Raw genomic sequence first — 13,312 nt, forward strand, 5'->3', positions numbered from 1 at the left:
GGACAGCCGGGCAATGTGCCCGGCGCACAGCAATTTTCGGGTCGACCGGGCAACGCGCCTGGTGCACAACAGCATCCGGGTCAGGGCGGACCACGGCCCGGCGCTCCGACCGGTGGCCCGGTGAACGGACCCCAAGCGGGACGCGGGCCGTCGCAAGGCGGTGGCCGCGGGCCGAGCGGTGGACCGGGGTCGCCGGCCGGGGGACCCCGAGTAGGAGGCGGACCTGCCGGTGCGCCCGGCGCTCGGCAGCCAGGCGGGCCGGGCAACGCGGGACCGCGCCCTGCCGGACCTGGCGGCGCTCCGCGAGTGAGCGGGCCGGGCGGACCGGCGCCGGCCGGTCGGCAAGGAAACGCGCCTGTGGGGCAGCCGGGTGAGCAAGGGCCGGAGCAGGATTCGGCCGGAGCAGGATCGCCGCTGGCGGGGCTGTCGAAGGGTTTGCCCGGTAAGAACCAGGGCGGTAAGCCGGACGCTCCGAGCTCCGCGCCTCCTGCCGAGCGGGACGCTGATCTCGCGGGCCCGGACGCACCGACGACCGCGATGTCGATTCCCGGGCGGAGTCCGGCCGCCGGACGCGGTTCGGCGGATGACCGCACGGTGAAAATAGGTGGCGACCAAGCGAAGTCGGCTCAAGCGGATGTACCGACGGCCGCGATGAGCCGGGCCGATCTCACCATCGACCCACCGGAGGAAACGGACGACAACGCGACCGCTCCGAGCGACGAGTCCGAACTCGGCTCGGTTGCCGCGGCGGCGGGCGGTGCGGCCGTAGGTGCCGCGGTAGCGGCAGGGGGCAGCGGCTCCGACGAGGCGTCGGAAGCTTCGAACCCGACGGCCGACGGCGCACGCGCGCAGGACGGCGATACAACCCCGAGTGCCACCGATAAGGCTGCGGTCGAGGCTGATTCGAAGGAGTCCGAGGCCGCTCCCGGTGCGGCCCCGGCGGCAGAGCCCGAGAACGACCCGGCCGTCGCTTCGACCGGAGAACCCGAGGCCGATTCGTCCGGGTCTGAAACAGCGGACTCGCGGGACGACAAGCCGGTCGACGTCGAGGCGACGGAAAAGTTCAGCACGAGCAAGCCGACGGGCAACGCCTCCTCCGAGGACCGGACCGTGTCGATGAAGGTGGCGTCTGCGGATTCGCCGACCACCGCCATGCCGGTACAGCGGCCGAAGACCGCCGGTCCGGGTGGGACCGATCGGGTGGTGCCGCCCGCCGGCGGACGACCCGCGATGACTCCCCCGCCGAATACGCCGCGTGGTCCGGCCGGACCACGGCAGGCCGGACAGCCTGCGCCCGGCCAGCTCGGACCCGCCGGTCCGGGTCAGTCCCCCGCCGGTCCGGGGCAACACGGGCCGGTGGGCCCGGGTGGTCAGCAGGGACCGCCGCGCGGGCCGCAGCAAGGACCGGTCGGCCCCAGGCCCAATGGACCGGGGCAGCAGGCCCCGGTCGGCGCGGGACAACCCGGACTCGGCCAGCAGGGTCCGACGGGCCCCGGTCCGCAGGGTTCGCGCGGTGCGGAGCAGCTGGGGGTCGAAGAGACTCAGCCTTCACCGCCTCGCGGTCCGGGCGCGCCACAGCGGACGGGTGGATCGGCACCTTCGCCCGCCGACATTCAGCCCACCAGACCCGCGCAGCAGTTGGCGGAGGGGCAGCGGCAGGTCGCGCCGCCCCAGCGCATCGGGGCGCAGGGCGAGGCCCCGGCGGAACCCGGCGCGAAGCAGTCGAAGAAATGGCTGCTGGCCGCCGGTGGTGCCGCGGTGCTGGTCGTCGCCTTGATCGCGACAGTCGTGGCGTTGATGGGCGGTACGGACGATTCGCCCGAAGGTCAGGTGAAGGCCGTGATCGGCGACTACACCGACGCCCTTCGCAGCGGCGACCTGGAGGACCTGCGGGCGAGCACCTGCGGCGAGCTGCACACGTTCTACCAGGGCATCACCGCCGAACAGTTCAAGGGCGTGCACGAGGTCTCGACCGAGCGCGGTTCCATCCCGGTCGTCGACAGTGTGGACGCGGTGCGGATCACCGGCGATACCGCGCTGGCTCAGGCCACCGTGTACACCTCGGCGGATCCGTCGAAGCGGACCGCGCGGACGTTCGACCTGCAGCGCACCGACGGTAGCTGGAAGGTGTGCGACCCCGCGGGTACCCCCTGATCGTGCGTCGACCCGTCCTAGTGGGCGCTTCTGCCTGCTATGACGGGTCACACATAACTGGTGATCCAGACCAGTAAACAAGTAAGTTTTCTGGATCATGAGCAGGGAACAGACAGTGGAGCAGCCGGACATCGATGCTGTGGTCCCGGATGCGACACCGGTCGGTCAGCGCTTCGGGTTCCGCGATCACTACGAAGTCGGCCGCGAGAAGATCCGAGAATTCGCCAGGGCGGTGCAGAATCTGCACCCGGCCCATCAGCAGGAAGTCGACGCGCGCAAGCTCGGCTACGACGGCGTGATCGCCCCGCCGACCTTCGCCTCGGTGATCGGCATGACGGCCACCCGCGCCCTGCTCGACAGCGTGCTCAGCGAGTACGACCTGTCGCAGGTGCTGCAGACCGACCAGGTGTTCGAGCTGTTCCAGCCGATGCTGGCCGGCGACCGGATCAGCACCGAGCTCGAGATCGAGTCGATCCGCCAGTTCAGCGACAACGACTTCATCAACGTCGGCTTCACGCTGCGCAACCAGCACGGCCAGGTCGCCGTACAGGGCACCACCATGATCGTGGCCCGCCGCGGTGTCGAGGTGGACCCCAATATCGTCGAGGCCGTCGAGAACATCAGCATGCACCCGCACCCCGATACCGTCGGCGGCGACGGTATCGGTGACCCCCTGATCCGCCTCACCGGCCCCGCCCCCGCGCTCCCCCAGCGCGAACCCGTAGCGGTCAACACCACCCCCGAATTCGACACTCTGGCAAAGGGAACCGAACTTCCCCCCGCCACCGCCCGCCTGACCCGCGGCGACCTGGCCAACTACGCGGGCGTCTCCGGCGACCCCAACCCGATCCACTTCAGCGACCGCGCCGCCGAACTGGCGGGCCTACCCACCGTGGTCGCCCACGGCCTGCTCACCATGGGCCTGGCCGCGCAGTACCTGACCGATTGGCTCGGCGACCCCACCGCCATCGAGAAGCTGAGCGTCCGCTTCTCGGGATTCGTCCCGGTTCCCCCCGCCGAGGCGGGCGTCATCGAGTTCTCCGGAAAGATCAAGTCGGTGGACCCCGACCGCCGCGCGGCGACGGTCCTGCTGAGCGGAATCTCCGAGGGCCGCAAGCTCTTCGGCCGAGCAGCCGCCGAAATCCGCCTGACTTAGCACCTACCCGCCCGGGTCCGCCACGACCCATTGCCGTGGCGGACTCGGGAACCCGGGTCTACTTCACCGCGATGAACACCAGAACGGTTCCACCGATACGGATTACATCCCCGTCGGCCAGCAGCGCCCCGTTGTCGATCGGCACCTCGTTGACATAGACCCCGTTGGCCGAGTGCAGATCCTTGATCAACAGCCCGGCTCGGCTGGGCATGATGTGCGCGTGATACCGGCTCGCCTTCGGATCATCGAGAACGAGTTCGTTATCCGTCATCCGGCCGATCCTGATCCCCCCGTGGGGAATCGGCAGCGTCCGTCCATCGGCGAATCGCAGATTGCCGTTGCGAATAGACTGCGGCACCTCGGTGACAGTCTCGGTCATCGCCGCGGCCACCTGATCAGATCGCCTGGACGCCAACACGTTCAGCGGCTCCTGCCGCAACACCTGCCGCTCCAGCTCGATCAACGCGGCCCCGGGATCGATGCCCAGTTCCTCGGCCAGCACGCTGCGCACCCGTCGGCAGGCCTCCAGCGCATCGGCCTGCCGCCCGGACAGATACAGCGCGGTGATCAGCTGGCCCCACAGCGGCTCGCGCAGCGGGTGTTCGTTGGTCATCGACACCAGCTCGCCGATCACCGAAGAAGCCCGCCCGCAGGCGATCTCAGCGTCGACGCGGGCGGAGACGGCGAGTAGCCGCTCCTCGTTCATCGCGGTGGCGAATCCGTCGGCGAACTGCAATCCGGCCAGATCGGCCAGCGCCCGCCCGGTCCATTCCCGCAGTGCCGCACCGAAAAGATTGGCGGCGCCGGGGTGGTCGCCCACGTCCAAACACCGCGAACCGGCTTCCCGCGCGCTCTCGAACCGGCCGAGATCACAGGCGGTATCGGGGATTTCGAGCCGATACCCCGCGCCCTCGGTCCGCAACACCTGTGCCGAATCGATCCCCGCATTGCGCAGCGCCTTGCGAATGTTCGACACGAACACCTGCAGACTGGCTGCGTAGGAATCCGGCGGATCCTCGTTCCAGACCATCTCGGCGAGCACAGCAGAAGACACCGCGCGTCGCCGATTGACGGTGAGCGCGGCAAGGAGAGCGCGCGGCTTGGGCCCGCCGACCGCTACCGGCTCGCCGCCGACGAGCAGTCGAACGGGCCCGAGCACACGGACATCAAGACTCATGAGCTCGGGCCCCGTTTGTTGGTGCGAAAATCAGGAACCGCTGACGGAGCGTCCGGCCGACTTCAGGTCGTTGCAGGCCTCGGTGACGCGCTCGGCCATCGAGGACTCGGCCTTCTTCAGGTAGCTGCGCGGGTCGTAGACCTTCTTGTTGCCGACCTCGCCGTCGATCTTCAGCACACCGTCGTAGTTGGCGAACATGTGACCGGCGACCGGGCGGGTGAAGGCGTACTGGGTGTCGGTGTCGACGTTCATCTTCACCACGCCGTAGCGCAGCGAGTCCTCGATCTCGGACTTCAGCGAGCCCGAACCACCGTGGAAGACGAAGTCGAACGGCTGCGCACCGGACTCGAGGCCCAGCTTCTCGGCGGCCACACGCTGACCCTCGGCCAGCACCTCGGGCTTGAGCACCACGTTGCCCGGCTTGTACACACCGTGCACGTTGCCGAAAGTAGCGGCCAGCAGGTACTGCCCGTTCTCGCCCGCACCGAGCGCCTCGATGGTCTTCTGGAAGTCCTCGGGCGAGGTGTAGAGCTTGTCGTTGATCTCGGCCTCGACGCCGTCTTCCTCGCCGCCGACGACACCGATCTCGACCTCGAGAATGATCTTGGCCGACTGACAGGCCTTCAGCAGTTCCTTGGCGATCTCGAGGTTCTCGTCGATCGGGATGGCCGAGCCGTCCCACATGTGCGACTGGAACAGCGGGTTCAGACCGTTGTTCACGCGCTCCTGGGAGATCGCGATGAGCGGACGCACGTAGGTGTCCAGCTTGTCCTTGGGGCAGTGATCGGTGTGCAGCGCGATCGTCACGTCGTACTTCGCGGCGATGACGTGCGCGTACTCGGCCAGCGCCACCGCGCCGGTGACCATGTCCTTCACGCCGAGGCCCGAAGCGAATTCGGCGCCACCGGTGGAGAACTGGATGATGCCGTCACTGCCCGCGTCGGCGAAGCCCTTGATGGCGGCGTTGATCGTCTCCGACGAGGTGCAGTTGATAGCCGGGAATGCGAACGAGTGCGCCTTGGCCCGGCCGAGCATCTCGGCGTAGACCTCCGGGGTCGCGATAGGCACAGCAGTGACCTCCGTCTTGTGGGGAGCAAAAACCAATTCTGTCAGGCCACACCCTAAATTAGGAAGGCGAACGCGAGATCACCCGGTGGGCCGAGGTTCAACCGCAGGGCACTCATGTCACAGATCGGACCGGTACTGTGGGGGCCGTGACTTTGCTGGCGGTATCCGATGCAGTGACGACCAACCTTGCGTTGACCCAGTTGCTGGACCCGATGTATCTACTCCAGGAGACCTGGCTCGCGAATGCGGTGCTGCCCGCCATCCTGGCGATTGTCTTCATCGAGACGGGTCTGCTGTTCCCGTTGCTGCCAGGTGACTCGCTGCTGTTCACCGGCGGCATGCTCGCCGCGCAACCGGGCTCGACCCTCTCGATCTGGGTCCTCGTCCCGTTGGTGATTCTCACAGCCTTCCTCGGCGACCAGTGTGCGTATTGGATCGGCCGAAAGATCGGTCCGGCCATCTTCAACAAGGAAGACAGCCGCTTCTTCAAGAAGCACTACGTCACCGAGACGCACGAGTTCTTCGAGAAGCACGGCCCCAAGACCATCATCCTGGCCAGGTTCGTGCCGATCGTGCGCACGTTCATGCCGGTGCTGGCCGGTGTGTCGCAGATGAGCTACCGCAAGTACGTGGCGTTCGACATCGTCGGCGCGGTGCTGTGGGGTGGCGGCGTCACGGTCCTCGGCTACTTCCTCGGCAATGTGCCGTTCATCCGCGACCACATCGAGGGAATCTTCCTGCTGATCGTGTTCGTCTCGATCCTGCCCGCGATCATCACGGTCGGTAAGAAGGTGCTCGAGCGCCGCAACGCACCGGCCGCGTCGGCACAGAGCGGCGAGCTGGCTGCTTCGACGAACGAGACGCACTGATCCCTGTGACCGCAGTACCGTCGACCCTCGCTCTGGGCAGCTTCGATCCGCTGATCTCGGCAGGCCCCGCTGTGGTCTGCACGGTGGTGCTCGTTTTCGTCTTTCTCGAATGTGCGTTCATCATCGGGCTGTTCCTGCCCGGTGATTCGATGCTCATCACCGCGGGCATCGTGCTCGCCTCGCATGCCAATGGCGAAGCGCAGGTCTGGGCGCTGTCGGTGGGCACCATGCTCGCGGCGATCGCGGGTAATCAAGTGGGCTATGTCGTCGGAGCGCGCACCGGGCATCGCCTGGTGGCGCGGAAGAACGGCCGCTACATCAACACCAAGAATCTGGCCAAGGTCACCGGTCTGCTCGAACGGCACGGCTTCCTCGCGGTGCTGGTAGCCCGCTGGATTCCGTGGGTGCGCACGCTGTGCCCGATGGTGGCGGGCGCGGCCGGGATGGATCACCGCCGCTACACCGTCGCCAGCACGCTCGGCGCGATCATCTGGGCGCCGGTGCTGTTGTTGATCGGGTATTACGCGGGCGAGTTCCTCGAGCAGGTGCCGTGGCTGATGCCCGTCGTGATCGGCACGCTGATCGTTGGTCTGATCGTGGGCACTCTCGTCGGTATCCGGCACTATCGCCAGGAGATGGCGCGACCGGTCGACGACTACGATCTCGAGCCGAGCATCGCGGGCGATACCGAGCGCTGAGCTAGAGCCCGGCCGCGCTGACCTGGTAGGCCGCTTCCATCAGCATCCAGCCGGCCAGCTGCACGGACATGTCGCGTTCCGGCACCGCCGAGGCCGTCACCGAACCGCCCGCGGTGAACTTGCCCGCGCCCGCGGTGCCGCCGGGTAGCCGGGCCGGTTTGCTCCAGTCGTACCCGAACAGCGGCTCGCCCTCGACCTCGAGCCGATTGGCCCAGGCGGCGGTGGCCGAGGCTTTGACGATGGCCGCGGCGGTGCGCCGATCGGTGTCGGCCTGCTTGCCCTCGCCCGGCAACATCAGGGCGACCACCGCGAGGTAGCGCGCCAGCACGCCGTTGAACAGGCCGCCGTCACCGCCGCCGCCGCCGTTGATCACCAGGCGGGTGGTCATGTGCTCTTCCACCGCGGCCAGCAGCGAGCTGACCCGCTCGATATGTCGTTCGTCGTCGTCGGTGTGCACGGCCAGCTCGGCTTCCAGGCCGAGGACGACACCCTGGCAGTAGCTGAACACCGGACGTTCGATCTCACCGGAGGGTAGGTGGATGCCGTCGAGGATCAGGCCGGATTCGGCGTCGCGGAGGGTGGCGTCGATCCAGTCGGCCATCTCGCGAGCGCGCTCCACGCGACCGAGGCGTAAGAGGGCGATGCCCGCCGGGCCGTTGGCGGGGGCATTGAAGAAGTCCGACTTGATCCGCCACGGAATGCCGCCGCCGACCTCGGGTTCCCAGGCGCCGTAGAGCTTCTGTTCGAGGGCGATCAGCCCGCTGCGGGCCGAGGTGAGTTCCTGGGTGCGCTCGGCACGTTCCAGTGCGATGGCCAGCCAGGCCATGTCGTCGTAGTAGCGATTGGTCCAGCCGGTGATGTTGCGTAGCCGGATGGCGCGGGCGATCGCGCCGATGCGCCTGCGCCGGGCGGGGGTCGGCACGCGATTGGCGGCGTCGACCGCCACATCGAGAAGATGGGCCTGCCACCAGTAGTGCCAGCCCGCGAAGGCTCGATCGCGGCGGGTCGCCGGCCAGCCGACGACACCCAATTCCGTTCCGGGACAACCCCACAGCAGCCGTAGATGCCGCGAGATGATCGCGGACTCGGCCATATCGGCACGCTCGGACCACAGCGCCGGGGTGGGCACGGATCCGGCGCGATCAGAGGGCTGGGGGCGCCGGCCGCTGCGCGAGGTCATGGGTCCATGGTGCCAGGTGGTACCGACATTCCGTGCCCATTCCGTTACCAGGCCGCAGACAGGTCGGCGTGTTGACGGATCCAGGCGTGCATGGCGATGCCCGCGGCCACACCGGCGTTGATACTGCGGGTGGAACCGAACTGGGCGATCGAAACAGTCAGGGCCGCAGCGTCTTTCGCGTCATCGCTGACGCCGGGACCCTCCTGGCCGAACAGGAGCAGGCAGTTGCGCGGCAGATCCGCTGTTTCCAGCGGGACCGCCCCGGGCACATTGTCGACGGCAACCACCGTCAAACTCTCGCGCGCGGCGAATTCACGCAGCTCGGCGAGGTCGCTGTGGTGGACGAGGTGCTGATAGCGGTCGGTGACCATGGCGCCGCGGCGGTTCCAGCGCCGCCGACCGACGATGTGGACGGCCGCGGCGGCGAAGGCATTGGCGGTGCGCACGACGGTGCCGATATTGGCGTCGTGGCCGAAGTTCTCGATGGCCACATGGAAGGGGAACCGACGGGCATCGATGTCGGCGACGATCGCCTCACGGGTCCAGTAGCGGTAGGCGTCGACGACATTGCGACGGTCGCCTTCGGCCAGCAGGACGGGGTCATAGCGGGCATCGGCAGGGGCGGGAGTGTCGTATTCCTGCTCCCACGGACCGAGGCCGTGCGGGTGCTCGCCCCACTCGGTCGGGCCCGCGACCTCTGGTTCATTCACCCGGCAATGCTAGGTGGGCGCTCAGTAGGTCGAAGAATCGGCCGTCATTACCAGCAGCAGCACCGAAGCGGCCACGACGAGGATCGACACACCGAGGACGCAGCTGCCGACGATGCCCATGATGTAGCCGGCGTTGGCCTGCGAGCGGCCACCGATCTGCCCGCCGGAGGCATCGATCTCGGCGACGACCTTGCGCCCCTTCACCCAGGCGAACGGGGCACACAGCCCGCACAGGGCCAATCCGAGGATCCCGAGGATGAGGACCGTCGTCGACTCGGGGTGCTCCGGCGGGCGCGGGTAATAGCCCTGGGGCGGATAGCTCATGGACCAAGGGTAATCGCGGCGGCCACAGGGCGCTTACCCTGGAAGAACACCGACTTCGGGTGGTGAGCGAGATGGATCATGAGCGGGTATCGCGGGCGCTGATCGGCGTCGTGGCGGGGTATCTGATCGCGCTCGCGGTGTGGCTGGCGTGGTTGGCTCCCCACGCGCCACCGGGGACGCTGCCGTATCAGGTGATGATCATGGTCGGGTTGTTCGGCTCGGCGTGCGGGATCGCGATGGCGTTGGCGTCGATGCCGACGCGGGCGGATCGACAGCTACGCAGGCACGGGCTGGAGGGGTGGGCGCGGATCGATGGGGTGCATCCGTTGAGTCGGACCGATCACGCGAGTGAACTGACCGAGCTCGATGTGGAGCTCACGGTGCCAGGGGCCGCGAGCTACCACGGGACGATCGTGGTGGATGTGATGCCGGTGCACAAGGCGAGAATGGTGGTGGGAGAGACAGTTCCGATTCGGGTGGACCCGCTCGACCGCGATCGGATCATCCTGGTGCTGTGAGCGCGGGTGTGTCCGTGGGAGCGGGTGTGTCCGCGGGCGCGGGCTCGACCGACGGCACGGGTGCGTTCGACGGCGTGGGTGACGGGAGGCCGACGATCGGGCGGCCGCGACGGAGAGTGCGCTGCCAGCGGAGGGGGTCGAAGACCGCGGGCTCGGTCTCTTCGATGAAGGAGCGGATCAGTCCGACGAACCGGGTCGGATCGAAGTGGTGGGGGAAATGGCCCGCGCCGACGAAGATTTCGATGCGACTGCCGGGGAAGGCTCGGTGGGCGCGATCGGCGTGACCCGACGGGATGACGGTGTCGCGGGTGCCGCCGACGACCAGCGTCGGGAGGTGGGCGGCGAGGTAGCCGCGATCGAGCATGGTGATGGTCTGGCCGCGACGGTCGGCGGCGGCGCGAATGGTGCGCAGGAAGGCATTGCGGGCGCCGGCGTCGGAGAGGTGGCCGTAGAGGCTGAGCACGTATTCGGCGTCGGGGCCGAGGCCGAGGCCACCCGCCGCCGTCACCACGGGGATCGCGGCGCGCACGGCGGTGCGGACCGGCCAACTGGTGATCGCCTTCAGGGCCGGGCCCGCGCCTGCCAGCGTCGCGAGCCGGAACGCGGGATGCACGCCCGCACCCATCCCCGCCGGGCACACCAGCGCGATCCGCTCCACCTTCTCGGGGAACTGGTAGGCGAACTGCATGGCCACTCCGCCGCCGAGGGAGTGCCCGACGACAGTGATCCGCTCGATCCCGAGGATGCTGAGCAGATCGCGCATGCCGTTGGCATAGGCCGCCACGGCATAGTCGCCACGCGGTTTATCCGAATCACCGTGGCCGAGCAGGTCGGGCGCGATCACGGTGTAGTGCTCGGCTAACGCGTCGAAAACCGGCGCCCAGGTCAGGGAGCTGTCGGTGATGCCGTGGATGAGCAGCAGCGGTGGGCCGGTTCCGGCCATCCTGAACGCCCGGCGATACCCGTGCACCTCGATGAACTGCGCTTCCCCGCTCATCTAGGAAGCGTGCGCGCGAGGTGTTGCATCGCGACGACACCGAGGTAAGCGCCATGTGACGGCGCCGCCCCGCGAATCAGCGGTGCTGGAGCGGCGGCTTCGTGAGCAGGTATTGCGCGGCGGTGTAGGTGGCCAGAATGACGCCCTCGGTGATCCGGCGGGTGCGATCGTCGCGGGCGAACAGGCGGCGCACGACGATCAGGCCGTCCGAAATCGTGAACAGCAGGGCGCCGAGACCGTAGCCGCTGCGCGGGTCGGCGTTCGGAATATTCAGGCCCGCGATGTTCTTCGCATCCGGAGCGAGAGCCGGATCCGAAGCGAGCGTCGCGGCGGTGCCCAACGTCGCGCCGTAAGCGGTGAGCGGGACGACGAGGTTCGGGGCTTTGGCGCGCAACAGGCCCGCAGCGCCGACCCAGGCCACCACCCTGGGCAGGGCGATCTCGGGGCGCGGGCGGGCGCCCCGTTTCCACCACAGCAGGGAGTAGCCGGTTTGCATGACCGCGAACGACGACGCCCCCGCGATGAGGCGGCGGTCGTCGTCGGGATCGAGGAGCAACACGTCACCGACGGTGGCCGCGGCCAACGAGCCGAGCAGCAACCGGCGTTCGGCCGGATCCAGCTCGACGCCGCTGGTCACCGTGTCGGCGGCGAGCAACGGCATCAACAGTGGCTTGGCGACCCATTGCAGGCGGTCGCGGCCGGTGACGGCACCGAATACGGTGACCGCCGCCGCCGCCAGGTACGCGACGCGCAGCCTTCGCATGTCAGAAGCTCGGTTCCTTCGGGGCGGGCGGCAGGGTGACGACCTGGCCCGCGTAACTCAGACCCGCGCCGAAGCCGAGCAGCAGCGCGAGCTGACCACCCTTCGCCTTGCCGGTGACCAGCATCTCCTCGATCGCCAGTGGCACCGAGGCGGCGGAGGTGTTGCCGGTGTTCTCGATGTCGTTGGCGATCGGGACGCCCTCGGCCAGGCCGAGGTTCTTCTTCATCAGCTCGTTGATCCGGGCGTTGGCCTGGTGCGGGACGAACACCTCGATGTCTTCCTTGGCCACGCCGGAGGACTCGAGCGCCGCCGAGAGCGCGCGCGGCAGGGTGACCGCGGCCCAGCGGAAGACCTTCGGGCCCTCCATGTGCAGCGACATCCGGCCGACGGCCTCGACCGCCGGATCGGTGCCCTGCAGGGCCTGGGCCTTGTTCATGTACGCCAGGAAATCGACGTCCTGGGCGATCGCTTCGGCGTTCTCGCCGTCGCTGCCCCAGACCGTCGGGGAGATGCCGTTGTCCTCGGCCGGGCCGACGACCACAGCGCCCGCGCCGTCACCGAAGATCATCGCGGTGCCGCGGTCGGTGGGGTCGAGGCCGACGGTCATCGTCTCGGCGCCGATCACCAGCACGTAGTCGAACGAACCGGCACGGATCAGGTCGGCGGCGACACCGAGCCCGTAACAGAAGCCACCGCAGCCGGACGTTAAATCGAAGGCGGCGACACCGTTGAGCCCGAGGTCGAAGGCCACCGAGGGGGCTCCGTGCGGGGTGAGCTTGAGCCAGCTCGAGGTGCACAGGATGACCGCGCCGATCTTGCTTCGATCGATCGGGGTGTTGTTCAGCGCGCGCTCACCCGCAGCCACGGAGATCGACCGGATCGTCTCGTCGCCACTGATCCAGCGCCGGTTGTGGATACCGGTGCGCTCGAAGATCCAGTCGGGCGTCGAGTCGAGGGTCTCGCACACTTCGGCGTTGGTGACGATGCGCTGCGGACGGTAGGCACCGATCCCGAGCATCGCAACGTTGTCGCGACCTTTGTTTACTGCAATGCTCACCACAGGTGACTCACACGTCCTTCAGACTGTCCGGACAGACCACGTCGTCGTCCGGGTTCGGCGTTGTTCAGGCTATCCCAGGGCAAGATCGTCGAGGCCGAGGATGGATCGATATTCCAACCCCTCCTCAGCGATCACCTGGTCAGCGCCGGTTTCCCGGTCGACGACGGTGGCAACGCCGACCACGATCGCGCCCGCGTCACGCAGCGCGCGCACCGCGGTGAGCGGCGAATTGCCGGTGGTGGTGGTGTCCTCGACGACGAGCACCCGCTTGCCGACGACATTGGGGCCCTCGATCTGGCGCTGCATGCCGTGCGCCTTGGCCGCCTTGCGGACCACGAAGGCGTCGATCGGACGGCCCGGCGCGTGCATCACGGCCATCCCGACCGGATCGGCGCCCATGGTGAGCCCGCCGACAGCGTCGAAGTCCCAGTCGGCGACGAGTTCGCGCAGCAGGGATCCGATCAGCGGGGCGGCCTGGTGGTGCAGGGTCGCGCGGCGCAGGTCGACGTAGTAGTCGGCCTCCTTGCCCGAGGACAGCGTCACCTTGCCGTGCACGACCGCGAGCTCGCGCACGAGGGTGGCCAGCTGGTCGCGATCGGCCTTCGTGAGCGCCTGACGTGCTTGGTCGATCATCTAAG

General features: G+C 68.2%; 14 protein-coding genes. 5 read left to right on the top strand and 9 right to left on the bottom strand.

All coding sequences use genetic code 11. The annotated features are described in order from the left end of the window. Positions 1 to 357 precede the first annotated feature (357 nt). Together QX204_RS30665 and QX204_RS30670 are read left to right on the top strand one after the other, a co-directional pair. Positions 358 to 2,154 carry an Rv0361 family membrane protein gene (locus tag QX204_RS30665; RefSeq protein WP_301903948.1) on the top strand — a complete coding sequence of 599 codons (1,797 nt, stop codon included), beginning with the start codon at positions 358 to 360 and terminating at the stop codon, positions 2,152 to 2,154. 97 nt (positions 2,155 to 2,251) lie between these two features. Beyond that, positions 2,252 to 3,310: a fused (3R)-hydroxyacyl-ACP dehydratase subunits HadA/HadB gene (locus QX204_RS30670; RefSeq protein WP_301903949.1), complete on the top strand. Its 1,059-nt coding sequence runs from the start codon at positions 2,252 to 2,254 to the stop codon at positions 3,308 to 3,310. Positions 3,311 to 3,368: 58 nt separating this feature from the next. Here QX204_RS30670 and QX204_RS30675 read toward each other — a convergent pair whose 3' ends face one another. Both QX204_RS30675 and fbaA read right to left on the bottom strand, forming a co-directional pair. Further along, positions 3,369 to 4,487, bottom strand: coding sequence for a BTAD domain-containing putative transcriptional regulator (locus QX204_RS30675; protein ID WP_101465335.1), 1,119 nt, complete (start codon positions 4,485 to 4,487; stop codon positions 3,369 to 3,371). A gap of 30 nt (positions 4,488 to 4,517) precedes the next feature. Further along, positions 4,518 to 5,555 (bottom strand): class II fructose-bisphosphate aldolase, encoded by a 1,038-nt coding sequence (fbaA, locus tag QX204_RS30680; protein ID WP_301903950.1) that lies wholly within the window; start codon positions 5,553 to 5,555, stop codon positions 4,518 to 4,520. A gap of 212 nt (positions 5,556 to 5,767) precedes the next feature. On the opposite strand from fbaA, the gene QX204_RS30685 reads away from it, so the two are divergent. Continuing rightward, a complete protein-coding gene (locus QX204_RS30685) occupies positions 5,768 to 6,424 on the top strand; it encodes a DedA family protein (protein ID WP_301908159.1) in 657 nt (218 codons plus the stop codon). Positions 6,425 to 6,429: 5 nt separating this feature from the next. Next, positions 6,430 to 7,122 (top strand): DedA family protein, encoded by a 693-nt coding sequence (locus QX204_RS30690; RefSeq protein ID WP_301903951.1) that lies wholly within the window; start codon positions 6,430 to 6,432, stop codon positions 7,120 to 7,122. Position 7,123: 1 nt separating this feature from the next. On the opposite strand, the gene QX204_RS30695 is transcribed toward QX204_RS30690, so the two are convergent. From QX204_RS30695 to QX204_RS30705, 3 genes are all read right to left on the bottom strand, one after another. Further along, positions 7,124 to 8,215, bottom strand: coding sequence for a glycoside hydrolase family 76 protein (locus QX204_RS30695; RefSeq protein WP_301908160.1), 1,092 nt, complete (start codon positions 8,213 to 8,215; stop codon positions 7,124 to 7,126). Between the two features lie 131 nt (positions 8,216 to 8,346). Beyond that, positions 8,347 to 9,012, bottom strand: a complete 666-nt coding sequence (locus QX204_RS30700) for a TrmH family RNA methyltransferase (protein WP_301903952.1) — start codon at positions 9,010 to 9,012, stop codon at positions 8,347 to 8,349. A 21-nt stretch (positions 9,013 to 9,033) separates the two neighbouring features. Further along, entirely contained in the window at positions 9,034 to 9,336 is a 303-nt protein-coding gene (locus tag QX204_RS30705) for a DUF4190 domain-containing protein (RefSeq protein ID WP_301903953.1), read from the bottom strand. Between the two features lie 71 nt (positions 9,337 to 9,407). Here QX204_RS30705 and QX204_RS30710 point away from each other — a divergent pair, with 71 nt between their 5' ends. After that, the gene (locus QX204_RS30710; RefSeq protein ID WP_301908161.1) at positions 9,408 to 9,854 is read left to right on the top strand and encodes a hypothetical protein; all 447 of its coding nucleotides are present in this window, start codon (positions 9,408 to 9,410) and stop codon (positions 9,852 to 9,854) included. Here the strand turns inward: QX204_RS30710 and QX204_RS30715 are convergent. The 4 genes from QX204_RS30715 to pyrE all read right to left on the bottom strand — a co-directional run bounded on the left by QX204_RS30715 (position 9,838) and on the right by pyrE (position 13,307). Beyond that, on the bottom strand, positions 9,838 to 10,851 hold the full coding sequence (locus QX204_RS30715; protein WP_301903954.1) for an alpha/beta fold hydrolase: 1,014 nt from the start codon (positions 10,849 to 10,851) through the stop codon (positions 9,838 to 9,840). The genes QX204_RS30710 and QX204_RS30715 overlap by 17 nt on opposite strands. 76 nt (positions 10,852 to 10,927) lie before the next feature. After that, a complete protein-coding gene (locus QX204_RS30720) occupies positions 10,928 to 11,614 on the bottom strand; it encodes a lysoplasmalogenase family protein (RefSeq protein ID WP_301903955.1) in 687 nt (228 codons plus the stop codon). A 1-nt stretch (position 11,615) separates the two neighbouring features. Then, positions 11,616 to 12,674 carry a beta-ketoacyl-ACP synthase 3 gene (locus tag QX204_RS30725; RefSeq protein ID WP_056823401.1) on the bottom strand — a complete coding sequence of 353 codons (1,059 nt, stop codon included), beginning with the start codon at positions 12,672 to 12,674 and terminating at the stop codon, positions 11,616 to 11,618. Between the two features lie 69 nt (positions 12,675 to 12,743). Further along, on the bottom strand, positions 12,744 to 13,307 hold the full coding sequence (gene pyrE / locus QX204_RS30730; protein ID WP_301903957.1) for an orotate phosphoribosyltransferase: 564 nt from the start codon (positions 13,305 to 13,307) through the stop codon (positions 12,744 to 12,746). Positions 13,308 to 13,312 lie beyond the last annotated feature (5 nt).

Source organism: Nocardia sp. PE-7, from assembly GCF_030486425.1.
Lineage (GTDB): Bacteria > Actinomycetota > Actinomycetes > Mycobacteriales > Mycobacteriaceae > Nocardia > Nocardia salmonicida_A.

Coding starts and splice junctions, on each gene's coding strand:
- QX204_RS30670 (WP_301903949.1), top strand. CDS start 2,252: ATGAGCAGGGAACAGACAGTGGAGCAGCCGGACATCGATGCTGTGGTC.
- QX204_RS30675 (WP_101465335.1), bottom strand. CDS start 4,487: ATGAGTCTTGATGTCCGTGTGCTCGGGCCCGTTCGACTGCTCGTCGGC.
- QX204_RS30685 (WP_301908159.1), top strand. CDS start 5,768: ATGTATCTACTCCAGGAGACCTGGCTCGCGAATGCGGTGCTGCCCGCC.
- QX204_RS30695 (WP_301908160.1), bottom strand. CDS start 8,215: ATGGCCGAGTCCGCGATCATCTCGCGGCATCTACGGCTGCTGTGGGGT.
- QX204_RS30705 (WP_301903953.1), bottom strand. CDS start 9,336: ATGAGCTATCCGCCCCAGGGCTATTACCCGCGCCCGCCGGAGCACCCC.
- QX204_RS30710 (WP_301908161.1), top strand. CDS start 9,408: ATGGATCATGAGCGGGTATCGCGGGCGCTGATCGGCGTCGTGGCGGGG.
- QX204_RS30715 (WP_301903954.1), bottom strand. CDS start 10,851: ATGAGCGGGGAAGCGCAGTTCATCGAGGTGCACGGGTATCGCCGGGCG.
- QX204_RS30720 (WP_301903955.1), bottom strand. CDS start 11,614: ATGCGAAGGCTGCGCGTCGCGTACCTGGCGGCGGCGGCGGTCACCGTA.
- pyrE (WP_301903957.1), bottom strand. CDS start 13,307: ATGATCGACCAAGCACGTCAGGCGCTCACGAAGGCCGATCGCGACCAG.